The organism is Rhizobium sp. CBN3, from assembly GCF_030518245.1.
Classification (GTDB): domain Bacteria; phylum Pseudomonadota; class Alphaproteobacteria; order Rhizobiales; family Rhizobiaceae; genus Rhizobium; species Rhizobium aethiopicum_A.
Map to the genome: position 1 here is coordinate 14985 of NZ_JAULSE010000028.1, position 22059 is coordinate 37043.

A 22059-nucleotide genomic window follows, 5' to 3' on the forward strand; every position below is an offset into this window, starting at 1 on the left:
GCGCGAGCGCACAACGTTCTTCCCTTCCTACTGATGGCGGCGATGCGACGTTATCGATGCCAACAAGATCGCATGACGCGCCATCGCACGACTCCACCCCGCGCTGCTTGCCCGAGGTTAGCAAACAACAGCATGTGCAAGACGCCGCAGCATTGTCACCGCTTCCCCTCAGTCGAGATCCACCCATGAGAGCGATCTATCTCGACAATAATGCAACGACCAGAGTCGATCCTGAAGTGGTTGAAGCCATGCTGCCGTTCTTTGCGGATCAGTTTGGAAACCCTTCGTCGACGCACGCTTTTGGCTCCTCTATCCGCGAGGCGGTGAGGAAGGCGCGCCGGCAATTGCAAGCGCTGATCGGCGCCGAGTTCGATCATGAGATCGTGTTCACCTCGGGGGGGACGGAAAGCGACAATGCGGCGATCCTTTCGGCGCTGGAGGTGATGCCTGAGCGCACAGAGATCGTGACTTCCGCAGTCGAGCATTCAGCGGTGCTGACACTCTGCGGCCATCTGGAGAAGACGCGCGGCATTAAGGTACACAGGATCCCAGTGGATCGACATGGACGTCTCGATCTTGACGCCTATGAGACCGCCCTCACTCATCGTGTAGCGATTGCTTCGATCATGTGGGCGAACAACGAGACGGGAACCATTTTCCCGGTCGCTAAGCTTGCCGAGATGGCCAAGAGAATCGGTGCACTTTTCCACACCGACGCGGTCCAGGCGGTCGGCAAGGTTCCAATGGACCTCCAACCTACTGCAATCGACATGCTTTCGTTGTCCGGACACAAATTCCATGGACCAAAAGGCATTGGTGCACTCTATCTCAGGCGGGGCTTATCTTTCTCCTCACTGATCAAGGGAGGTCATCAGGAGCGCGACCGACGCGCAGGGACAGAAAATACGGCCGGGATTGTCGGTTTAGGCAAGGCTGCCGAACTCGCCCTGAAATCAATAGACGACGAGAGCACCCGATTAAAGTCGCTCCGAGATCGATTGGAGAACGGCATTGTCCAGCGTGTTCCAGGCGCCTTCGTAACCGGCGATAGGCTTAAGAGGTTGCCGAACACGGCGAACATCGCCTTTCAACGTGTCGAAGGAGACAGTATGCTCCTTCTTCTCAACCGCTATGGCATCGCCTGCTCTTCCGGCTCTGCTTGCTCCTCCGGTTCGCTGGAGCCGAGCCATGTCTTGAGGGCAATGGATATCCCTCATGCTATGGCGCACGGAACAATCCGCTTCTCGTTCTCGCGCGATAACTGTGACGAGGATGTCGACCGGGTGCTCGAAGTTTTACCGGGCATCGTTGAAAGGCTCCGGAGCCAATCCCGTTCCGGCCACGTGGCCGACACGAGCAGCCGGGTTCGTTCAGGGGAGTAGGAGCAGGCACGCTCATGAAACGGCAATTCCTTTTCACCGATACGACCTGCATGACGGCACCGGCATCGTATGAACGATCAGGTAAAAGCCGGGGCTCTCAGTCACATAGATCGCCGGTTCACCGCCCATGCGTGTTCATGGAGGGGGCCCAGCGCCATATCATCTTAATCAATCTCTCGACACCATCGGTGGATCGCATCCGACCATCAGCCTATGCCGACTCCAGTTGCAACGCGACTGCCTTGCGCCTAGCCGCGTCGAACCACGCATTCCGTACGTTGCAGCTTAAGCTACGGGAGAACGATCTCGCGATCACCGCTCACGACCAGGGGGAATCTTATGTGCCGTTGCTCCGCTGACAGCAGTCCCGTCGATGTCAAAGACATCCTCAATCGGCTGAAATCTCTCTCGGCTGCGGAGGAGTTCTTCGAAGCCCTAGGGGTCCCCTATGACCCGAAGGTTCTCGATGTCTCACGACTCCATATCATGAAGCGTATGGGCCAATACCTCGCGGCAGAGGACTTCTCCCATCTCCCAGACCGGGTAATCGCTGCTCGTGCCCGTGCCATACTGGAAAGGGCCTACTGTGATTTCGCGACCTCCGCGCCGCTCTCGCACCGGGTCTTCAAGGTGCTCAAGGACCACAATCCGAACAGACCTGTCACACCCGGCCGCACCGTTGTCCCGTTAGACTCTTTCCTGAAGCCGTTCGAAAAGAAGTGAGCACGGTTGCGACACGACAATGTCGGGAAGCTTACAATTCAGTCATATGCTAGCAACGTCGGAATCGAAGCCATTTCAATGTGATAGAGAACGCCAAACGGTTGGCACGAATGATGCACGCAAGCATGTGTACTGACAAGCCCGCCACCCATAGAGGGAGGGAGTAAGAAACCGCCATGCACATAGTTATCTGTATCAAACAGGTACCGGACTCCGCACAAATACGAGTGCATCCGGTGACGAACACAATCATGCGTCAGGGGGTGCCAACCATCATCAACCCCTATGATCTGTTCGCCCTTGAAGAGGCGCTCCAGTTGCGCGACCGCCATGGCGGCGAGGTGACCGTGCTCACCATGGGGCCGCCCATGGCAGAGGACGCGTTGCGCAAGGCGCTCACCTACGGCGCCGACCGCGCCGTACTCTTGACCGACCGTCATTTTGCCGGCTCCGACACTCTGGCGACCTCGTTTGCTCTTTCGCGAGCCATCGCGAAGATCGGAGAGGCCTTCGGTACGCCCGATATCGTCTTTACGGGCAAACAGACCATCGACGGCGATACCGCCCAGGTTGGGCCTGGCATCGCCAAGCGCCTCGACCTCCTGCAGCTCACCTACGTTGCCAAAATCGTCTCTGTCGACATCAATGGGCGCGAGATTACGGTGGAGCGCCGCTCGGAAGGGGGCACGCAGACGCTGATGAGCAAGCTCCCTTGCCTAATTACAATGCTCGAAGGCACAAACGAAATCCGCCGCGGCTCGCTCGATGACGCGCTACGGGCCGCGCGCAGCCAGATCGTGAAGTGGAATGCGGCCGACGCTGGCATAGAGGACCTCACCAAGTGCGGCCTGCGTGGCTCGCCAACCGTCGTTAAGAGGGTCTTTGCCCCTCCTGAGCGGGCGGAAAAGGCGGAGCAGATCGACACCGCGGAAAAAACACCGCGCGATCTCGCGGAGGAGTTGATCGCTGGGATCTTTTTGCGCCAGCCGGCGCTCGAAAGCGAACTCGCCTTTGACGGCGAATGAAGGCAAGGAGCGACGATGTTGAGCACGAATCGAGAGAGCCCTCCTCCAGCCGCTGGCCGTGCCGCCATGAAGAAAGAGCTGCCCGATCAGTTTAAGGACCATCGGCACGTTTGGGTCTTCATCGAGCTGGAGCGCGATCAGGTGCATCCCGTCTCCTTCGAGCTGCTCGGCGAAGGCCGCAAGCTCGCCGACAAGCTGGGCGTCCAGCTTGCCGGCGTCGTTCTCGGACCACCGGGAGAGGCCACGTGGTTTGCCATCGCCGAGGCTTTTGCTTATGGCGCCGACCTGGCCTACCTCGTCGAGGCCCCACTGCTCGCCGACTACCGAAATGAGCCTTTCACCAAAGCATTGACGGATCTGGTTACTAACTACAAACCGGAAATCCTTCTTTTAGGGGCAACGACGCTCGGGCGCGACCTTGCCGGTTCCGTGGCGACGACCTTGTTGACAGGGCTCACGGCGGATTGCACCGAACTTGATGTGGATGCGGACGGCTCGCTTGCGGCGACCCGGCCGACTTTCGGCGGCTCCTTGCTTTGCACGATCTACACGCTCAACTGCCGGCCGCAGATGGCAACGGTCCGGCCGAGGGTCATGGCCATGCCTCCGCGCGGGAATAATAAGATCGGACGCGTCATTCAACACAAAGTGTCGATGATCGAGGAAGAGATCGTCACTAAGGTCCTCGGTTTCTTGTCCGATGGCCAGTCGGCGACGGCGAATCTCGCCTATGCGGACGTCGTGGTTGCTGGAGGCCTCGGTCTCGGCGCGGTGGAGAACGTGAAGCTTATGAAGAAACTCGCGCGGACGATCGGGGCCGATTATGGCTGTTCGCGCCCCCTCGTCCAAAAGGGCTGGATGCCTGCTGATCGGCAGATCGGCCAAACTGGCAAAACTATCCGGCCGAAGCTTTACATAGCAGCCGGCATTTCCGGCGCCATCCAGCATCGCGTTGGCGTCGAGGGAGCTGATCTTATTTTAGCCATTAACACCGATCCTAACGCGCCGATTTTTGATTTCGCCCACCTCGGCGTCGTCACCGATGCGATCCGTTTACTGCCGTCATTAACGGAACTCTTCACCCATCGACTGTCGCCGCACAGTCGCGATAAGCTTGCAAACTGAGGGCGCCCCATGACTGAGGAAAACTTCGACGCCATAGTTATCGGGGCCGGCATGGCCGGAAACGCAGCTGCTTACACGATGTCGAACCGCGGCATGAAGGTGCTGCAGTTGGAGCGTGGCGAGTATCCGGGCTCCAAGAATGTGCAGGGCGCCATCATGTACGCGGACATGCTGGAGAAAATCCTGCCGGATTTCCGGGATGATGCGCCTCTGGAGCGGCACTTAGTCGAGCAGCGCTTCTGGATGATGGACGACTCGTCCCACATCGGTATGCAATACCGGTCGGACGACTTCAACGAGTCGAGACACAATCGCTACACGGTCATTCGCGCCCAATTCGACAAATGGTTTTCACGCAAGGTGCGCGAGGCCGGAGCGACGCTTCTATGCGAGACGACCGTGACGGAACTCGTTCGTGATCCAAAGGGCAAGGTGATTGGCGTTCGCACCGACCGCGCCGGCGACGTGATTCTTGCTGACGTGGTCGTTCTCGCAGAGGGCGTCAATGGGCTGCTCGGCACGCGTGCTGGATTGCGTGACACGCCAAAACCGGAAACTGTCGCGCTCGCCGTCAAGGAAATGCATTTCCTGGCCGAAGAGGTAATTGACCAGCGGTTCGGCCTCAAGGCCAATGAAGGCTGCGTCATCGAGGCAGTTGGCACGATCTCTCGCAACATGGCCGGGCTTGCCTTCCTCTACACCAACAAAGAATCGATCTCGATCGGCATTGGCTGCCTTGTCTCCGAATTCGCGGCAACAATGGAAAGTCCTTATGATCTGCTCGAAAAATTCAAAAGCCATCCGTCGGTAAAGCCGCTGATCGCAGGAGCGGAAGTCAAGGAATATGCGGCGCATCTCATTCCAGAAGGTGGTTACAAGGCAATTCCGCAGCTTTTTGGTGACGGCTGGGTCGTCGTCGGCGACGCGGCACAACTTAATAATGCGGTGCACCGCGAGGGGTCAAACCTCGCCATGACGTCGGGGCGCATCGCCGGCGAAGCAATCGTCCAGATCAAGAATCGCAAAAAGCCGATGGTCAAGGAGAACCTCTCCCTTTACAAGTCGATGCTTGAAAAGTCGTTCGTTATCAAAGACTTGCGGAAATACAAGGACATGCCTGCCCTGCTGCACACCAATTCCCGCAATTTCTTCACGACTTATCCAAGGTTGCTGTCGCAGGCCGCACAGAACTTTGTGCGAGTCGATGGCACCCCGAAGATCGACAAGGAACGGGCGACCACGGGCACCTTCATCAAGGCACGCTCCCGCTGGGGGCTGTTTGGTGACGCGGTTCGCTTGGCGCGCGCGTGGCGATAAAGGAGAGATGAGATGACGGTTGCAGTGACGAACATACGCGTAGAGGACAAGCTTTACCAAAATCGATACGTGGTCGATGCCGGACGCCCGCATATTAGGGTGCGTCCACACGATTGGCCAAGCGTAAATCTGTATGCCCTCACAAGTGTCTGTCCGGCCAAGTGCTACGAATTGAATGACCAGGGCCAAGTGGAGGTTATCGCCGATGGGTGCATGGAGTGCGGCACGTGCCGCGTACTCTGCGAGGCAAGTGGAGATATCGAGTGGAACTATCCGAGAGGCGGTTTCGGCGTTCTCTTCAAGTTCGGATAAGGGTTTGCAACTCCACGATTCAGAACTAACTTGGGTTTGCAGACGGGCGCATCGGAAACTTGCAGAGGTGCGCGTTGCAGATTGGCATTAGAAATTACTATATATACATGCAAGCAAGGGTTATAAGAAACGTTAGACAACCCAAGGCCATATAATGACCCACATGCCCGCCCGACCGGTCGATGGAGCGGAACCCCTATCTGCGCTACCTGCTGGACCTATGCGCCAAGCGGGCACGCAGCGCAGCGGAATCTACGAGATATCAAAGGTACTGACTGCCCCCGCCCGGCTAGAGATTACGCTTGCCAACGTCGTGAACGTCCTCTCTTCCTTTCTGCAGATTCGATGCGGAGCAATCGTTGTTCTAGACGCTGAAGGTCAGCCCGAGATTGCCGCAACTGGCGACATCCCCCCATCCTCTCAATCAGCCGCTCGAGGCGTTATACCTAAGGCCGTAATCGACCATATCGCGACGACCGGTATGCCCTTAATCGTAAAGGATGTCAGCAAGTCCGAATTATTTCAGGCTGAGCCGCAACCGCCTTGGAGCAGCGGCACCGTCCCAATTTCTTTTATTGGCGTTCCGGTAAAAGCCGATAATAAAATACTTGGCACAATATCGATCGATCGCGTCAGGAACGACGCCGCCCCCTTCCCCGCCGACGAGGACGTTCGCTTTCTGACCATGGTCGCCAATCTGGTCAGTCGGACGATCAGGCTTCATCGTTTCCTGAACCTGGAGGGTCGGCGACCTATCGGCGAACAGGAGAGATCGGAGAAGCCGATCATCGCGCAAAGGGGCGCGCCGGGCCGACATCCACCCGTCAAAATCGACGGGATTATCGGGGATAGCCCGGCTCTCCAGCAGGTGGTTGAAACCGTCTCGGTGGTGGCGAGGACGAATTCCACCGTGCTTCTGCGGGGCGAAAGCGGCACCGGCAAGGAATTTTTTGCACAGGCGATCCATGAACTTTCCCCTCGTAAAAACAAGCCGTTCGTCAAATTGAACTGCGCCGCGCTGCCCGAAGGCGTCCTGGAATCGGAGCTGTTTGGGCATGAAAAAGGGGCTTTCACCGGGGCCATCGCGCAGCGCGCCGGACGCTTCGAACTGGCAAATGGCGGAACGCTTCTGCTTGACGAGATTGGCGAGATTTCGCCCGCCTTTCAAGCCAAACTGCTGCGCGTCCTGCAGGAAGGCGAACTGGAGAGGGTGGGCGGAACCAAGACGCTTGCGGTCGACGTCCGGCTCATATGCGCCACGAATAAGAACCTCGAGATGGCTGTTGCAAACGCCGAATTCAGGGCCGACCTGTATTACCGCATCAGCGTAGTTCCAATTGTCCTGCCGCCGCTTCGAGAGCGACCCGGCGATATCCCACGCCTTGCGAACGCTCTTCTTGACCGATTCAACAAGGAGAACCAACGCGAGCTGACGTTTTCGTCGTCGGCGATCGAGGTGATGTCGCAATGCTATTTCCCAGGTAACGTCCGGGAACTCGAAAACTGCGTGCGAAGGACTGCCACCCTTGCGCGTTCAAGCTCGATCGTTTCGTCTGATTTTGCCTGCAAGAACAGCCAGTGCCTTTCGTCGCTCCTCTGGAAAACCGACGGGTCGCCCGGCGGCATCACCGTCGATGGGCATGCCCGGAGCAATGTGATGCCGACTTCATCGCCGCGCTCGGGCGGGAGCATCGGTGCGTCGGACGAGGTATCTTCCGTCAAGGCTTGTGATCCGCACGGTTCCGGTTGTCCCGCAATGGAGTCGCGCCTCACGCAACGGGACCGGTTGATCGAGGCGATGGAAAAGGCCGGGTGGGTTCAGGCCAAAGCGGCTCGTATTCTCGGCCTTACGCCTCGTCAGGTCGGCTATGCTCTACGCCAGCATCGCATCGAGGTGAAAAAGCTTTAAGCGCCTGGGTGATGTTGGACCTTCTCGATCTCCAATGCCTGGTTTGGTGGCTTACGGACAACTCTTTTGTCGACTGTCGGAAGCTTGACAAGTCTGTGTCCGAACACGGTCGGAATAGAGCAATAAACGCAAATTCTTAAAGCAAATCCCGTCCTTGGGATGGCATGGCTTTTGCGTTTTGAAAGGCGACGTCAACTAGCAACGGAGCACTCAATGTCCGCACCGATGATTTCGCTTGAAAGTGCGACCAGCACGACATCCTTGGATCAATTGCTGGCGACCGCGAAACCGAGTGGCTGCACATCCTCGTCATGTGGCGTGTCCACAAAACCGGCCGACGTGGACCAGGCTATCTGGGCGAAGATCAAAAACCACCCCTGCTATTCAGAAGAGGCTCACCATTATTTCGCGCGCATGCATGTCGCGGTCGCACCAGCCTGCAATATCCAGTGCAACTATTGCAATCGTAAATATGACTGCGCCAACGAAAGCCGCCCTGGGGTCGTCTCGGAAAAGTTGACGCCAGACCAGGCGCTGCGCAAGGTCATTGCCGTCGCCAACGAAGTGCCGCAGCTTTCCGTGCTGGGTGTCGCCGGACCGGGCGATGCCTGTTACGACTGGAAGAAGACAAAGGAAACGTTCGAACGAGTTGCGGGGGAGATCCACGACATCAAGCTGTGCATCTCCACCAACGGGCTTGCGCTGCCGGATCACGTCGCCGAACTTGTCGACATGAATGTCGATCACGTGACAATTACGATCAACATGGTTGACCCTGAAATCGGCGCAGAGATCTATCCCTGGATCTTTTACCGCAACCGTCGTTACACCGGCATCGAAGCTGCCAGAATTCTGCACGAGCGGCAAATGGTGGGCCTGGAGATGCTGACCGCGTGCGGCATCATCACCAAAGTCAATTCGGTGATGATTCCTGGTGTCAACGACGAACACCTGGTCGAGGTAAATAAATGGGTCAAGGAGCGGGGGGCGTTCCTGCACAACGTCATGCCGCTTATTTCCGATCCGGCCCATGGCACCTACTACGGCTTGACCGGACAGCGCGGCCCGCGGGCGCTCGAATTGAAGGCGCTCCAGGATCGTCTCGAAGGCGGCGCAAAGCTAATGCGCCATTGCCGGCAATGTAGGGCCGATGCCGTCGGCCTGCTTGGGGATGATCGGGGCCAGGAGTTCGCACTCGACCAGCTTCCCGGAGAGATCACCTATGACGCCCGTAAGCGCGAGGCCTATCGGGAAGTGATCGCCCGCGAACGCGGCGATCACGCGACCGCCAAGAGCGAGGCAATCGAGACAGTCAAAGCAGCCGGCGATGGGTCCCTCCACGTCGCGGTCGCGACAAAGGGTGGCGGTCGCATCAACGAGCACTTCGGCCATGCGAAGGAGTTCCAAGTATACGAAGCTTCGTCGAGAGGCATCACCTACGTCGGGCATCGCAAGATCGAACAGTATTGCCTCGGAGGCAGGGGCGAGGAAGCCACCCTCGACGGCATCATAACTGCGCTGGTCGGTATTGACGTCGTGCTATGCGCCAAGATCGGGGAGTGCCCTAAGACTAAGCTCATGGAGGCCGGGGTTCGGGCAACGGATGCTTATTGCTATGACTACATCGAGACCGCCATCGGCACCCTCTACGCCGCCAAGTTTGGCGTCGAACCACAAGCGGCGACGGCGTGAGCGCTCTTAATCCAACATCTTCAGGAGTTTAAAAATGGCCTTCAGGATCATAGCGTCCCAATGCACCCAGTGCGGTGCCTGCGAGTTCGAATGCCCCTCCGGTGCGATCAGGTTCAAAGGTGAGATCTACGTTATCGACCCGGAAAAATGCACCGAATGCAAGGGTACCTTCGAAACGCAGCAATGCGCGGAGGTTTGCCCCGTGCCGAAGACCTGCGTCCCCGCCGCACCTGCGATTTGACCTTCAGCATGGTCGGGGCTCCTGCGGAGAAGCCTTCAATGATATCCTGCAAGGAGGAATGCCCATGGGCCTTGGACGTGAACAGGAGGTCGAAATCCACAGGCCTCCACGATTTACACCCGGCGAGCGGGTGCGGGCCAGACTTCACGTAAAGAATGACGGCACCTATGCTGGCAAAAAAATTGGGGAAAATTTGGTGCGGAAGGGCGACGAAGGCTATGTGCGCGACATCGGCACCTTTCTCCAGCAGTTTTACATCTATGCCGTCGAATGGGTCGAACGTGGCACTATCGTCGGCATGCGTGCCCGTGAACTGACGAGTCTAGACAACGCCGCTGCTTGCGGCGCTGCTGAAATCGCGGGGCCCCCAACGGAGGAATAGCGACATGAAGATAATGATTCGGAGAACGAGCGCCGGCTTGTCGGCTTACGTACCAAAGAAAGATCTCGAAGAGCCGATCGTAGATGTCGAGGCTGATGACATGTGGGGCGGCACGATCACTCTCAGGAACGGCTGGAGACTCGTCTTGCCCAAGCTATCGCGGGATACGCCTCTGCCGATCACCGTCCACGCAAGGAAGATTCCTGACGAGGACTGATGCTGCAAACGAGAGGTAAGAGAAAACAGCATGAATAAAATTTTGACCTCGGACCGTCTCCTGATCATTCGCAACGGTGACGCCGAAAAAAGACTTAGGCTGCTTCAGGAAGCGCTCGCTGCGGATCGGATCGTTCCCTATCTCGGTCCGGATCTCCTTCGGCTGCAATCCACGGAACCACCTGTACCGGACACCCCGGAAGCCGTCTCCGCGGCACTCAACGAACGCACACCTGCCCCTTCCAGGATACGCAGCAATATGTGGTCAGTCGCGCAGTTTATTGAACAGCGACGGCATCGCCGGACGCTTCAGGCCTGGATGGCAGAAATATTTGGAGCACCCGTGGCGCCGACCGCCCTCCACGACTGGCTCGCAACGCTGCCGCTCTCCCTTATCGTCGACGGTTGGTACGACGGGACAATGCGTGCGGCTTTCGCGAAGACCGGTCGAACGGATGTCGTCGAGATTCAGGGCGTCACGCGTGCAAACGGCGGCGGCGACATTTGGACAAAAACTTACGATCTGTCCGGGAGAGACGTCGAATGCGTCGCAGCGCCAAAGACGGTCCTCTATGCGCCGTACGGCAGTGTTATACCAGCTTCGAACTTTCTGGTGTCCGATTCCGATTACGTGGAAGTCCTAACCGAAATCGATATCCAGACGCCAATACCTGGAATGGTGAAAGAACGGCGTATAGATCGCGGTTTTCTTTTCATTGGCTGCCGCTTCAACGATCAGATGCTCCGGATCTACGCTCGACAGATCATCAAGCGCTCTCACGGCCCCCACTTTGCAGTACTTGATGCGGAAGGCCTTACCAAAAACGAGCGCCGTTTCCTTGCAGCAAGCGGAATCACGGTGGTCGACCTGCCGATCGGCGAAGCCGCGGCTCTGCTTGTACCATTTGGTAGCAAGGCGGATGGTGACCATGGCCGCACGGCTCCCGCTTCGAATCTCTGTAGCGGCTAGATGTGGAGCCTCAACAGGTTGTCCTTGATCAGGCCGAGGCTACTGACGGGCGGTTTGGATTGTAGGCTGCCGTGCGGGCGATGCCAATTGTAACGGTGGAGCCAGAGCGGCAGGTCGGCGGCGCGCTGCTGCGAGGTTTCGTAGGCCTTGGCATATGCCCATTCGCGCAGTGCGGTCTGGACGAGGCGTTCGGCCTTACCATTTGTCTTCGGCGTATAGGGTTTGGTGCGGATGTGTTTGATGCTGAGCCGCCGCAGCGCCTTGGCGTATCGATGGGAACGGAAGCTTGTGCCGTTGTCGGTCATGACGCGCTGGACCTTGACGCCATGGGCTTTGAAGAAGCGCAAAGCATTGAAGAGAAAGCGCAGACAGGAGCGTCGCGTCTCGTCGGGTAATATTTCCAAATAGGCCAGGCGTGAGTGGTCGTCGATGGCCAGATGGACGTATTCCCAACCGATGCCGCGGCTGTTGCTCTGCCCCGTGCGATCGCCGGTGATGCGGTGGCCGGTTCGGTTGAATTTGCCGAGTTTCTTGATGTCGATATGGATGAGTTCGCCGGGCTGGTCGCGTTCGTAGCGCCGCACCGGCTCAGCCGGGGCCAAGGCCTTGAGCTTGTTCAGGCCAAGGCGCTTGAGGATGCGGCTGACTGTGGCTGGCGAGACACCCGTCTCCTTGGCGATGTGTTGGCCGGTCATGCGCAGGCGGCGTAACGTCTCGATCCGGGCGGCGGTGGCCTGCGAGGTCGGATGATACAGGCGGTGCGGTCGGGAACTGCGATCATTGAGACCGGCCTCGCCCTCCCGTCGATAGCGCCTTACCCACTTATAGACAGTCTTCACGCAGACGCCGAAAGCCGCAGCGACGGCCATCGGTCGCTGTCCTTCCATCAGCACGCGGTGCGCAATTACCGCTCGACTGAGCGGCGTGAGGCGGGCATTCATATGGATGTCCATTCGGTCCCCCGAGAATCACTGAAGCTTCGACAACCTCAGCTTTCCCGGTCCGGATCGAATGGACAACCTATTGGAAGCTCACAGCTAGAGTGCCGCAGATTGAAAAAGTTCTGTTTCTGCCAAGTTCGAATGCCATACTGCCCACGTTTGCTGGCGTAGGGGATTGCGGGTGGGATCAATGGCGATGAGCGAGCGTGATCTTTAGCGGATCGAGGTTCTGTCGCAGGTGATCGACGGAAGATCGGCGACGACCGCAGATTACTGTTCGCTCAATGTCAATGCGAAGGACCGATTATGAAGAAACCTAAACCATTCCCAATACAGCGGCAGAGCCGCGGCCGGAATCGCCAGAAATAAGCCTCGCATCGGCCACCGGGTGCTCCACTCGTGCGCCAATAACACGCGTAATCAACGGGATCGAGACGGCACACGCTTTACGGTCTTGCGCTTATTTGTGATCTTTATCCCACAATATGGACTTCGATACCTGGTGTTTCCAAGTGACAAGCAGTGTGGCCAATAATTCTAACCGCCTAGCTCTGCGTCTTCATACTTCCAGAAATGATGTCCCTGGCGGCTGAAAGGAACCCGTCCATTTGGGTTCTGGTGCCGATGCTGACGCGGATAAAATTTTCCAAACCGGCATCGGGAAAGACGGCTACAAGTATGTTCTGCCTATCCAAAGACGCTTGCCACCATTTGCCATCTCGTCCGGGTGGCACCCGAGCTAGCAAAAAGTTTGTGTGGGAGGGAATGACAGAAAAGCCCAATTGAGACAAGGCAGTGGTCGTTCTGTGTCTTTCATGTTTAATATATCTGTGGTTCTCGTCGTAGTCGGCGCGGTGCGAAAGGATACTAATGCCCACCGCATGGCCGATCACGTTCATGTTAAAGACATTTTGCAGGTTGCGTAGCCTCCCAATAAGTTCAGGATGACCAAAGCCGAAACCGACGCGAATTCCCGCGGCTGCAAAGCCTTTCGAAAGTGTTCTCAATACTAGAAGGTTTGGATGACGATCGACAAGGCGCAGGGCATCATCGGGTGCAAAGTCGACATACGCTTCATCCACCACTATCAACTGGTCCGATTGCGCGACGAGGCGGTCGATTTCAGCCACCGGAACGAAGGTTCCCGTTGGATTGTTCGGATTGGCCAGCAGTATGAATTTTGCATCTTTTGCTGGACCAAGAAGCAGCTGCTCGATTGGCAGAGAATAAGACTCGCCCCATTCGATTTCGAGAAATCTGGCACCCTGCAACTTGGCCAGTTTGCGGTTAAAGGAAAAACCTGGCGATATCATCGCAACGCTATCTCCCGGGTCGAGGAATGCTCTGTAGATGAGCCCAAGCAGCTCCGACGAGCCGTTCCCGGCGACCACCTGATCCTGGGAGAGGCCATACGCGCTGGCGGCTGCGTCGCGCAAGCTCAGATTGTCATCTTCGGGATACAGATAATGCCGTTCGAGGGCCGCCAGCGCACTTTGCATCACCATCATCGGCAACGGAAACGGATTCTCATTCGTGTTTAGTTTAACGCAGTTCGCATCTCGCCCCGGTTGATTGGAGGGTAGCGCATTTAGCTGTCTCGCCATCGGCGAAAGAGCCGAAAGCACGGCTTGCAGCTTTGCATCAGCCATATCTTTTCTCCGTTTCAGTAAGCCGAGTCGTGAGCGCGTGATCGGCTGTCTCCTGTTGAAGCCACATCGGACGTTGGCGCGGCCCGCCTGCGGGCTGCTACGGTCGCCGCGTAGTTGATAGGCCAGGGACCGCCGCGGCCGCTTCAAGCCGCCAATGGTCAAGCCTCCCCACTCTCACACTCATGCGTCACTTGCTCCATTCGCCTTTCGAGGAACTGTTCGATCTCAAACGCCAACGCCGCAGGGTCGTGGCCAACCGTTTCGAGATGTAATTCAGCGCCCTCAGGGATTTCGTACGGCGAGGAAACGCCGGTGAAATTGGCGATCTTGCCGGCGAGCGCCTTCCGATAAAGCCCCTTCGGATCGCGTCGCGCGCATTCCTCAAGCGGCGTGTCGACGAGGATTTCAATAAGCTCCCCTCCTCCATCAGCTCGGCGACCTCGGCAACGCGGCGGATGTTCTCGACGCGATCGGGTTGATTGAAGCCAGGTCGCGATTGAGCCCGTGGCGCACGTTGTCGCCGTCGAGGATGTAGGTGTGCTTCCCGTGGGCATGCAGCAGCCGGTCGAGCGCATTGGCGATTGTCGACTTGCCGGAGCCGGAAAGTCCAGTGAACAAAAGGAGGACGGCTGGCTGCTGACTCTTCATCGCCGCGCGCGCCCTTGTCAGCGTCGGTCGCCTGCCAATGCAGGTTGTCGGCGCGCCTTGCCCAGCTTTGGCTGCCACTGAAATTGAAGACCCCGGTCGGCCCTTGGGCTTTGCGAAAGAGCTCGGGAGGATCGACGTGGTCGATGAGTTCCAGCTCGTTTTCCCAGCACAGCTTCCACCGCACCTCAGAACGCATGCAAAGACCTCCTTTGGTATTTCCTGCTGCTGTTTTTGAAGCACGCACTGTGCGATCGAAGCAGTGGCCACCCCGATGCATGTCGGCGCCGTTGCTCGGGTTCGCGCTATAGCCAGTCCGGATCGTCAAATGTTTCGCCGTCACTCGCGTCTGAGATCATTCCTAATGCATCATCACGGGAGATTGGTAAAATGGATTGTATGAATGGAATTATCGATGCTTTGTATGTCGAATATACGGGTTTCTTAGACTTTGACGTGACCTCCCTGGCACTCGCGGCGTAAAGACGACCGCGCGTCCCCTCCAGCGGCCGAAAGCAGGGATACGTTGGACCAGTTGACCCAACTGCGCCCTCCCCGGTTTACCCACCTATGTCCCGGAGTGGCGATGAACGGTCGCCAGCTAGTCCTAACCGCCTGCGCAAAGCTCGCTTCGGCAACCTGCAACGGCGCGAGCGGTTGGTCGCGGTTTCTGATGGAACTTCATCAGGGACGCACGTTCTGTTTATTGAAGCTAGCGATCTACGTCCTATTCGCGATCGTCTGCAGTGGCGCTGGTAGACGCGACTTTCATGGCACGATCGCCGCTATCGCTACCGGTCTCGTCTATGCGGCTTAGTAAGCTGAAAATATCTTGCAAGATCTCTTCATCGAAAGTCCGCAACTTCACGATAGTAGCCAGCAGCAGAACCGCTTTGGTTTCCGTTTCGCCCCAAAGATAAGGTGCCGCCGGGGCGATAATTTCTTCCGGAGTGGCATCCAAAACCTCACACAGATGAATCAGTCGGCTCACGGTCAAGCGGGATACTCCATTTTCGTACCGGCCGTAGACCTGCTTAGTGATGCCAAGCAAGGGCGCCAGTTTCGAGCGCGGGAGTTTTCGCTTATCGCGGGCTTCGCGAAGGCTGATGCTGATCAAGTTTTCGAGTTCGGCGCTAAGTGCAATCCGTCCGTCAAAAGGTTTTCGATAGACCGGCTTGTCTATGCCTGGATCATCGACTTGTTGCAAACCGAGTTCATTAATCCATTGCTTCAATGGTGGTCCTGACATTGCTCCGACTGAGGTAAATGCGCCGAAGCTCTTTATACGGAAAGTGATGTGCTTGGAACCACCAATGTTTCGTTTCGATCTCATTTGGCGCATTTTGGGCCACGCGGACCTCACCCGATAGCTATCGTTCACCAAAATATATCAGTGATTGCAAGTACATACACATAGATCACACCGAAATCGCTTCACGCAAGGATTATCCACTTGCGCCAAATTGGCTATGACCCTCAGTGATTTTGGTGATAACGGTCGCTTCATTTCCTCGTCTAGCTCCCGGGACGTCGTGTGCGGGCATGGTGGCCTTTTGTCCTGCACGCGGAGCTCTCGGTTCACGGCAAACCAATCACGGCTCCGCGCGCTGGCTGCTCTGGTGTTTGGTTCCGGCATTTGATGGTGCAATATTTTCCTTGGCATGGAGGGAAGCACTATGGGCCAGGTTCTACACGGGAGCGCCACGACGACAGAGGCAATCCGTCGAGCAATAGTGAAGAGAGCCTGAGAACGCTTTCGAAGCGATACGGGATCAACCAGAAAACCGTGGCGAAATGGAAGAAGCGGACATCGTTGGTCGACCTTCCTACAGGCCCAAGGACCCACACTCGACGACCCTTTCCCTCGAAGAAGAGGCCGCTATCGTCGCCTTCCGCCGGCACACGTTGCTGCCGCTCGATGATTGCCTCTACGCTCATCAGCCGTATCCATCCGGCGAAGGCCGCGAGGGCTTATGATTTCGGCTCGTCTGCCATGATGCGTTCGATCTTGTCGCGATCGCATTGCTCGTCGACAAGGAACTGCCGAACACCTCCTTCCCAGGTGCGGATATCGGCGAGGAACTCCTTCAAGCTTTCGATGCCCCGGTCGGTGAAGGTCGTGATGCCCTCTTCGCTGCCGTCATGGGCATGGATCATCTCACCATAGTCGATGTTGTCGGAGTTGCTGGCAACCTCCTGGATGAGTTCGAGGTTCTCGCCAATCAGCGTGGCAACGTAGTCGATCGTGTAGACATGCGTCGGGCGCGCCATCAGGCCGCCACCTGCCGGGCGCTTACGGCGGACCAGTTCCACGGCAATAGTTCCGGCAGCCTTGATACTGGAAGGCTGGGCATGCGGGCGAGCACGTCCGCCAGCCAGGCCTGCGGATCGATATCGTTCATCTTTGCCGAGACGATCAGGGAATACATGAAAGCGGCACGCTCGCCTCCACGCTGGGAGCCGGCGAATAGCCATGCCGTTCTTCCGAGAGCAACGCCGCGCAGGGCTCGTTCGGCGGCATTGTTCGTCAGACACAGTCTGCCGTCGTCGAGGAACCGGGCGAAGGCTTCCCAGCGACCCTCCTTCTCGAACATGTAGTTGATCGCCTTGGCGACGGGGTTGTGCTTCGACATTTGCCCGCGCTGGGCCATGAGCCAATCGTGCAGTTCTTCGACGAGCGGGCGAGCATGTTGCAGCCTCGCTGCGAGCCTATCCTCGGCAGGCATTCCGTTTATGCCGCGCTCGATGTCGAAGAGCGCGTCGATGCGGGCAACGGCCTCGAGCGCGACAGGCGATATCTCGTGGGCAGGTTTGCCCTTGCGCACGTTGCCGGCGATGTCAGCGAGTTCGAAGAATTTGCGCCGCGCGTGGCTCCAGCAAAGTGCGCTGATCACCAGCGCGGGGCGGCGGTCGGCACGATAGAGGTGGTTGTAGCCGCCATAGGCATCGGCTTGCAGGGTGCCGTGCCATCCGGCGAGATACGTGTTGGGGTGGGTCTTCTCGCGATCGGGAGAGAAGTGGAAGAGTGCGGCGGGAGGCGCGCCGCCCGCGAAAGGGCGGTCATCGCGGACGTAAGTCCAGAGCCTCGCCTGCTTTGTTGCTCCCCTGGCCAGAAGCGGCACGGTGGTGTCGTCACCATGCAGCCGTTCGGCGGCCAGAACATGGGCACGGATCAGGTCATGGATCGGCTGCAGGGCCGTCGTGCAGGCTCCGACCTGATCGGCCAGTGTGGAGAGACTGAGAGCGACGCCTTCCCTGGCGTAGCGCTCAGCCTGGCGGTTCAATGGCTGATGTTGGCCGAACTTCTCGAACAGGATTGTCGCCAGCAGGTTGGGTCCCGCCCATCCGCGTGGTGTCGCATGGAAGGGGGCCGGTGGCTGGCTGATCTTGTCGCAGTCCCGGCAGGTGAACTTCTCGCGCACCGTCTGGATCCTTCCACTGGCGCGGAATGATCTCCAGCGTCTCGGTGATGTCTTCGCCCATCTTCACGATGCGGGGCGAGCCGCAGCAGGTGCAGGTCGACGGGGCATCGATGACCAGGCGCTCGCGCGGCAGGTGCTCGGGAAACGGCTTGCGGGCCGGCCGGCGGCGTTCGAAAGCGGAGACATTTGTGATTCTCGTCGCCACGCGTTCCGCAGCGATCTCGTCTTCGGTGGCGTCGGCTTCAAGTTCTTGGAGCTGCAATTTCATTTGCTCGATCAGCCGGGCGCGGCGCTCCGAGCTCTGGCCGTACTGCTCGCGACGTATCTTGGCGATCTCGAGCTTGAGATGCCGGATCATCGCCTCAGACGTCGTCACGACCGCGCGCACCTGTGCGAGGTCGGCCTCGGCAGAGGCGGCACGCGCTTCCGATGCCGCAAGCGCGGCGCGCAGTCTGGCTATCTCCGAAGCAGCATCATCCATGGCCGAAAGCTACCATGCCGCATGCCGAAAGCCCAACAAAAACAGAGGAATGCAGGCGGCCAGCCTGCCTTCGAAGGCCGCTGCGTCCAGCGCGGGTTGCGCCAGTCGATCCCTTCCAGGAGATAGCCGAGCTGCGCCGACGATACAGGCACGGCGGAGCCATTCTGGCTGACCGGCCAGATGAACTTTCCAGCTTCCAGCCGCTTCAGGTAAAGCGACATGCCGACGCCGTCATGCCAGAGGACCTTGATCAGGTCACCCTTGCGACCCCGGAAGCAGAAGACTTCGCCGCCATGAGGATCGCGGCCAAGACCTTGCTGAACCTTCAGCGCCAGGCTGTTCATGCCGCAACGCATGTCCGTCACCCCGCCCGCGATCCACACCTTTACCCCCGCGGAAAACGCGATCATGACCCATCCACGACGGGCAACAGGCGGGCAAGAATGGTCGGATCAAGCGAGGCTGGGATCGTCAGCCGTCGGCCATTCGGCAGGCCGATCTCGATCGTCATGTCGTCTTCAAATCGCAGCCGTGAGGCTACCTCGCAAGATGCCGCCGCCGATGGCGAAATCGTAAGTGGCACGAAGCCCGTTGTAGCGGAACTGCTCAGAAGACCACTACGGTATTCCCAACGCCAACGGGTCAACAATGACCGTGACAATCCATATCGCCGCGCCGTCACCGAGCCTTGCCGAAAGCCTTGTAGACTTTCCTCGACGATCCGAACCTTCTCTTCGTCCGACCAATCCCGTCGGCGATCAAGATCGTCGACGGACAAGACCTCAATGGGGGAAATGATTGTAGCGCATAACATAAGGCATGGACTTAAAGCCAATCAGCAAGTCAGGACAGACGGCCTTCGCCGGATGGGTACCATCAGCCGACCATTTCACATCTGACGCGTTCGTCGTTGCACAGGTGTTTGCAGCGCCACGGCATTTCACGTCTGCCGGAGGTCAGAGGCGACAAGGAGCCGAAGAAGAAGTTCAAAAGCTATCCGGTCGCTTACTTCCACATCGATATTGACGAGGTGCAGACGGCCGAGGGCAAGCTCTATCTCTTTGTCGCAATTGACCGAACATCCAAGTTCGCGTTCGCGGAACTCTACACCAAAGCCGGCAAGATGAATGCCGCTCAGTTCTTGCGCAATCTGATCACGGCAGTGCCCTACACCATTCACACCGTTTTGACCGACAATGGCATTCAGTTCACCAACCGAGCTTGTGATCGAAATGCCTTCCAGCACATCTTCGATTGGGTCTGCGACGATCACAGCATCGAGCATCGCCTGACCAAGGTGAAGCATCCCTGGACCAACGGACAGGTCGAACGGATGAACCGAACGATCAAGGAGGCGACCGTCAAGCGCTTCCACTACGACGATCATGCGCAGTTGAAAAAACATCTGGCTGACTTTATCGACGCCTACAATTTCGGGCGCCGGCTCAAGACGCTAAAGGGCCTTACGCCTTACGAGTTCATCTGCAGACAATGGACTTTGGAGCCGGATCGATTCATCATCGACCCCATCCATAAATGCCGGGACTAAACATCTAGGCGATGCCCTTACCTGAACGGCGACAGCCATGAACAGCGTTTCCAGTCTCAGCGACTCGACCCCGTTTTCGCGGAACCTGATCGTGATGTCAAAAGGCTATTTCCGAGCCGAATGGCAAAAAGGATCGGCGCGATGGAACGGAGGCGCGGAGAGGACGGGCTTAGATTCAGCAATCGAAATCAAAGCATGCGCGCCGGCGGCTCGAATACCCACATGGCATTGAGCGGGAAAACCCAACGAGGGAGTTTAACACAGCCCCTACTGTCGAAGCAAAGCGCATGCAAATAGACTTGGCGTCGCTCGCCGACGAATCGCTCGAGCATCGAGCGAGATCAACGCCAACCAAAGATCGAAAAATTGGGCAATCGGCGCGTATTGTTGATCAGACGGAAATTCGAGTGAAAAACTAAGTTGTGAGATTGCGGGTGTCTGCACACCGACGACAGCGCGTCGGCTGCGACAGCTATCACCAATACTGCTAACTACTGGGGGCGTCATAGACAAACCCAGCTCACTTCACGGGCTCCGCTACATCACTGATACCTCTGTCGCTCTCGTCGTCATCGGGGGTCATTCGCTGCAGGAGCCGAATAAGATCGCGCGTCGTGCCGTTCGGAAGTCTCCTAAGAATCCTCGCCAGTGTGAGACAATCCTCGGCCTCCTCCGATGTGCGGCCCCAAAGATGTGGCGCAGCTTCAAAGATCATATCGATAGGCATGAAGCCAAGAATCTCACACAGATGGATCATCCGAGTAACAGTCATTTTGGAAAATGCCCGCTCGTAGCGTCCGTATACAGGGATGGACAGACCAAGCATTGGAGCAACGTCTGCGCGGGACAGGCCCTGCGCTTCGCGTGTCTTTTTCAGGAACGCGCTGATCAATTCCTCCATGTGACCCAACGATGTAATTTCGCCGCCGAAACCTGGCTTTCGATAGATCGCCTTGTCAACCTCCGGATCGGCGGTGCTGACGAGGCCTCTCGAACTTCTGTAGCTTGCTAGATCTTCCGTCACCGCACGTCCCTATTTTCCTGCCACTCGTTGTAGACTTGAGCCAACCTGAACCGATTTGAACCACTTGCCATCGCCAGACTACAACCGTTTTAAATACCCATTTTGGGCATTTTTTGCGTTATAGCAAATATTTGAGAGTTTAGCCAAATTGCTTCATGAATGCATTCAAAACAGTCTCGCTAGACCGGTGGCCCAGTTCCATGAAAGATGAGTCGGCTATGGCCGCACCCGGCACTGAATCATCTAGGTTGCGTCGAATTTGAGCGAAAATTCACATTCAATGCTCAACATCTTCTAAGCGGTCTTCGTTGAGGACGATAAGACATAATCCTCGAAAACCGATCCATTTCCCCGTCCCACGATATCCCATTTGGCTAGCTGGGAAAGCTCCGCCGTGCTGGAAATCACTCAGCCAAGAACCCATATCAGTTACCGCTCCCGCTAGCGTGTAGGTTCGATGCTCTCTGAAAATTCCGGCATCATGGAGCAAGTGCCACAAACGTGAACTTTGCTAAACGAAGCCGCCACCTTATCGCATCCACACAAAGGGCTTGAAATAGTCGACCGTGAGGGTTACATCATTGTAAGCAGCAGACAACGAGGCTTCCGAAAGGTCGCTGTTGCAGGTGCACCCTTAGAGGTCGGTACACCACGGTAAGGCACACGCGTTCGGCGGAAACGCCATGGGAAGGCTTCTTTAGGGGGCCTTTTTTGTTTCTAGGGCACCCTTATTTGCTGGAAATGAGCCTTTATTACGAGTTGGCAGACGCTACACCTTCGCTTGATGCGGCTGAAATTAATTTCTTTCTGATCAGCGCTTTTTACCACCAGTTCTACGTTGTGTTCGTCTGATCTGCTCGGGAAAAGGTAATAAACAACAAGATCATTAAGGCCAGAGGTCAGGACAGGGCCTGAAACGGCAAGGTTACCTGCCCAGTAAGGCATACAGAGGTAGGCACAAGATGCTCGAACGTGAATCTACCTTGCGGATGTTCGATTGTTGGGAAGGAGTCGTTAATAGTCGTCATGAGGCGCGGTCACCCGAAGACAGCTC

19 protein-coding genes and 5 pseudogenes are annotated in these 22059 nt (G+C 57.3%); 14 read left to right on the top strand and 10 right to left on the bottom strand.

What is annotated here, in order from left to right; genetic code table 11:
* The first annotated feature begins 185 nt into the window (after positions 1 to 185).
* From nifS to QWJ46_RS27310, 12 genes are all read left to right on the top strand, one after another.
* Positions 186 to 1382 carry a cysteine desulfurase NifS gene (nifS, locus tag QWJ46_RS27255; protein WP_004678544.1) on the top strand — a complete coding sequence of 399 codons (1197 nt, stop codon included), beginning with the start codon at positions 186 to 188 and terminating at the stop codon, positions 1380 to 1382.
* Between the two features lie 339 nt (positions 1383 to 1721).
* On the top strand, positions 1722 to 2105 hold the full coding sequence (nifW, locus tag QWJ46_RS27260) for a nitrogenase stabilizing/protective protein NifW (RefSeq protein WP_004678534.1): 384 nt from the start codon (positions 1722 to 1724) through the stop codon (positions 2103 to 2105).
* Positions 2106 to 2281: 176 nt separating this feature from the next.
* Complete coding sequence (locus QWJ46_RS27265; RefSeq protein ID WP_004678528.1) at positions 2282 to 3130, top strand: electron transfer flavoprotein subunit beta/FixA family protein; 849 nt, start codon at positions 2282 to 2284, stop codon at positions 3128 to 3130.
* 15 nt (positions 3131 to 3145) lie between these two features.
* Positions 3146 to 4255, top strand: coding sequence for an electron transfer flavoprotein subunit alpha/FixB family protein (locus QWJ46_RS27270; protein WP_004678527.1), 1110 nt, complete (start codon positions 3146 to 3148; stop codon positions 4253 to 4255).
* A gap of 9 nt (positions 4256 to 4264) precedes the next feature.
* Complete coding sequence (locus QWJ46_RS27275; RefSeq protein ID WP_004678525.1) at positions 4265 to 5572, top strand: FAD-binding protein; 1308 nt, start codon at positions 4265 to 4267, stop codon at positions 5570 to 5572.
* 12 nt (positions 5573 to 5584) lie between these two features.
* Positions 5585 to 5884 carry a ferredoxin family protein gene (locus QWJ46_RS27280; protein WP_004678523.1) on the top strand — a complete coding sequence of 100 codons (300 nt, stop codon included), beginning with the start codon at positions 5585 to 5587 and terminating at the stop codon, positions 5882 to 5884.
* Between the two features lie 220 nt (positions 5885 to 6104).
* Entirely contained in the window at positions 6105 to 7793 is a 1689-nt protein-coding gene (gene nifA, locus QWJ46_RS27285) for a nif-specific transcriptional activator NifA (protein WP_018247198.1), read from the top strand.
* A 213-nt stretch (positions 7794 to 8006) separates the two neighbouring features.
* Positions 8007 to 9485 (top strand): nitrogenase cofactor biosynthesis protein NifB, encoded by a 1479-nt coding sequence (nifB, locus tag QWJ46_RS27290; RefSeq protein WP_004678520.1) that lies wholly within the window; start codon positions 8007 to 8009, stop codon positions 9483 to 9485.
* A gap of 34 nt (positions 9486 to 9519) precedes the next feature.
* Positions 9520 to 9726 (top strand): 4Fe-4S binding protein, encoded by a 207-nt coding sequence (locus QWJ46_RS27295; protein ID WP_008536545.1) that lies wholly within the window; start codon positions 9520 to 9522, stop codon positions 9724 to 9726.
* Between the two features lie 64 nt (positions 9727 to 9790).
* Positions 9791 to 10108, top strand: coding sequence for a nitrogen fixation protein NifZ (locus QWJ46_RS27300; protein WP_004678515.1), 318 nt, complete (start codon positions 9791 to 9793; stop codon positions 10106 to 10108).
* Between the two features lie 4 nt (positions 10109 to 10112).
* Positions 10113 to 10325, top strand: a complete 213-nt coding sequence (gene nifT, locus QWJ46_RS27305) for a putative nitrogen fixation protein NifT (protein ID WP_004678514.1) — start codon at positions 10113 to 10115, stop codon at positions 10323 to 10325.
* A 30-nt stretch (positions 10326 to 10355) separates the two neighbouring features.
* Positions 10356 to 11294, top strand: coding sequence for an SIR2 family protein (locus QWJ46_RS27310; RefSeq protein ID WP_004678511.1), 939 nt, complete (start codon positions 10356 to 10358; stop codon positions 11292 to 11294).
* On the opposite strand, the gene QWJ46_RS27315 is transcribed toward QWJ46_RS27310, so the two are convergent.
* The 5 genes and pseudogenes from QWJ46_RS27315 to QWJ46_RS27335 all read right to left on the bottom strand — a co-directional run bounded on the left by QWJ46_RS27315 (position 11291) and on the right by QWJ46_RS27335 (position 15763).
* Entirely contained in the window at positions 11291 to 12247 is a 957-nt protein-coding gene (locus tag QWJ46_RS27315) for an IS481 family transposase (protein WP_010030077.1), read from the bottom strand. The genes QWJ46_RS27310 and QWJ46_RS27315 overlap by 4 nt on opposite strands.
* 533 nt (positions 12248 to 12780) lie before the next feature.
* The gene (gene hisC / locus QWJ46_RS27320) at positions 12781 to 13884 is read right to left on the bottom strand and encodes a histidinol-phosphate transaminase (protein ID WP_004671991.1); all 1104 of its coding nucleotides are present in this window, start codon (positions 13882 to 13884) and stop codon (positions 12781 to 12783) included.
* Between the two features lie 158 nt (positions 13885 to 14042).
* Positions 14043 to 14590: pseudogene (locus QWJ46_RS27325) on the bottom strand (adenylyl-sulfate kinase); the annotation flags it as partial.
* Positions 14591 to 14632: 42 nt separating this feature from the next.
* A pseudogene (locus QWJ46_RS31315) lies at positions 14633 to 14809 on the bottom strand (hypothetical protein); the annotation flags it as partial.
* A gap of 447 nt (positions 14810 to 15256) precedes the next feature.
* A complete protein-coding gene (locus QWJ46_RS27335) occupies positions 15257 to 15763 on the bottom strand; it encodes a helix-turn-helix domain-containing protein (RefSeq protein ID WP_004671987.1) in 507 nt (168 codons plus the stop codon).
* A 442-nt stretch (positions 15764 to 16205) separates the two neighbouring features.
* Between QWJ46_RS27335 and QWJ46_RS27340 the strand changes: the two are divergent.
* Positions 16206 to 16473 (top strand): annotated as a pseudogene (locus tag QWJ46_RS27340) (IS481 family transposase); the annotation flags it as partial.
* 27 nt (positions 16474 to 16500) lie between these two features.
* On the opposite strand, the gene QWJ46_RS27345 reads toward QWJ46_RS27340, so the two are convergent.
* The 4 genes and pseudogenes from QWJ46_RS27345 to QWJ46_RS27360 all read right to left on the bottom strand — a co-directional run.
* Positions 16501 to 16800 (bottom strand): hypothetical protein, encoded by a 300-nt coding sequence (locus QWJ46_RS27345; protein WP_004671980.1) that lies wholly within the window; start codon positions 16798 to 16800, stop codon positions 16501 to 16503.
* A protein-coding gene (locus QWJ46_RS27350) for an IS66 family transposase (protein WP_100225622.1) occupies positions 16800 to 18432 on the bottom strand; the annotation gives its coding sequence in 2 pieces (ribosomal slippage) (positions 16800 to 17961 and positions 17960 to 18432; 1635 coding nt in all). Before QWJ46_RS27350 ends, QWJ46_RS27345 begins: the two co-directional genes overlap by 1 nt.
* Positions 18408 to 18842, bottom strand: coding sequence for an IS66 family insertion sequence element accessory protein TnpB (gene tnpB, locus QWJ46_RS27355; RefSeq protein ID WP_018247201.1), 435 nt, complete (start codon positions 18840 to 18842; stop codon positions 18408 to 18410). The genes QWJ46_RS27350 and tnpB overlap by 25 nt, the downstream gene beginning before the upstream one ends.
* A 242-nt stretch (positions 18843 to 19084) precedes the next feature.
* Positions 19085 to 19246 (bottom strand): annotated as a pseudogene (locus tag QWJ46_RS27360) (IS66 family insertion sequence element accessory protein TnpB); the annotation flags it as partial.
* Positions 19247 to 19309: 63 nt separating this feature from the next.
* On the opposite strand from QWJ46_RS27360, the pseudogene QWJ46_RS27365 reads away from it, so the two are divergent.
* A pseudogene (locus tag QWJ46_RS27365) lies at positions 19310 to 19989 on the top strand (IS481 family transposase); the annotation flags it as partial.
* A gap of 512 nt (positions 19990 to 20501) precedes the next feature.
* On the opposite strand, the gene QWJ46_RS27370 reads toward QWJ46_RS27365, so the two are convergent.
* Positions 20502 to 21005 (bottom strand): helix-turn-helix transcriptional regulator, encoded by a 504-nt coding sequence (locus QWJ46_RS27370; RefSeq protein WP_018247203.1) that lies wholly within the window; start codon positions 21003 to 21005, stop codon positions 20502 to 20504.
* Between the last annotated feature and the right edge of the window lie 1054 nt (positions 21006 to 22059).

Coding starts and splice junctions, on each gene's coding strand:
- hisC (WP_004671991.1), bottom strand. CDS start 13,884: ATGGCTGATGCAAAGCTGCAAGCCGTGCTTTCGGCTCTTTCGCCGATG.
- nifB (WP_004678520.1), top strand. CDS start 8,007: ATGTCCGCACCGATGATTTCGCTTGAAAGTGCGACCAGCACGACATCC.
- nifT (WP_004678514.1), top strand. CDS start 10,113: ATGAAGATAATGATTCGGAGAACGAGCGCCGGCTTGTCGGCTTACGTA.
- QWJ46_RS27345 (WP_004671980.1), bottom strand. CDS start 16,800: ATGGCGCGCCCGACGCATGTCTACACGATCGACTACGTTGCCACGCTG.
- nifW (WP_004678534.1), top strand. CDS start 1,722: ATGTGCCGTTGCTCCGCTGACAGCAGTCCCGTCGATGTCAAAGACATC.
- QWJ46_RS27295 (WP_008536545.1), top strand. CDS start 9,520: ATGGCCTTCAGGATCATAGCGTCCCAATGCACCCAGTGCGGTGCCTGC.
- nifA (WP_018247198.1), top strand. CDS start 6,105: ATGCGCCAAGCGGGCACGCAGCGCAGCGGAATCTACGAGATATCAAAG.
- QWJ46_RS27315 (WP_010030077.1), bottom strand. CDS start 12,247: ATGGACATCCATATGAATGCCCGCCTCACGCCGCTCAGTCGAGCGGTA.
- QWJ46_RS27280 (WP_004678523.1), top strand. CDS start 5,585: ATGACGGTTGCAGTGACGAACATACGCGTAGAGGACAAGCTTTACCAA.
- QWJ46_RS27310 (WP_004678511.1), top strand. CDS start 10,356: ATGAATAAAATTTTGACCTCGGACCGTCTCCTGATCATTCGCAACGGT.
- nifS (WP_004678544.1), top strand. CDS start 186: ATGAGAGCGATCTATCTCGACAATAATGCAACGACCAGAGTCGATCCT.
- QWJ46_RS27300 (WP_004678515.1), top strand. CDS start 9,791: ATGGGCCTTGGACGTGAACAGGAGGTCGAAATCCACAGGCCTCCACGA.
- QWJ46_RS27270 (WP_004678527.1), top strand. CDS start 3,146: ATGTTGAGCACGAATCGAGAGAGCCCTCCTCCAGCCGCTGGCCGTGCC.
- QWJ46_RS27265 (WP_004678528.1), top strand. CDS start 2,282: ATGCACATAGTTATCTGTATCAAACAGGTACCGGACTCCGCACAAATA.
- tnpB (WP_018247201.1), bottom strand. CDS start 18,842: ATGATCGCGTTTTCCGCGGGGGTAAAGGTGTGGATCGCGGGCGGGGTG.
- QWJ46_RS27275 (WP_004678525.1), top strand. CDS start 4,265: ATGACTGAGGAAAACTTCGACGCCATAGTTATCGGGGCCGGCATGGCC.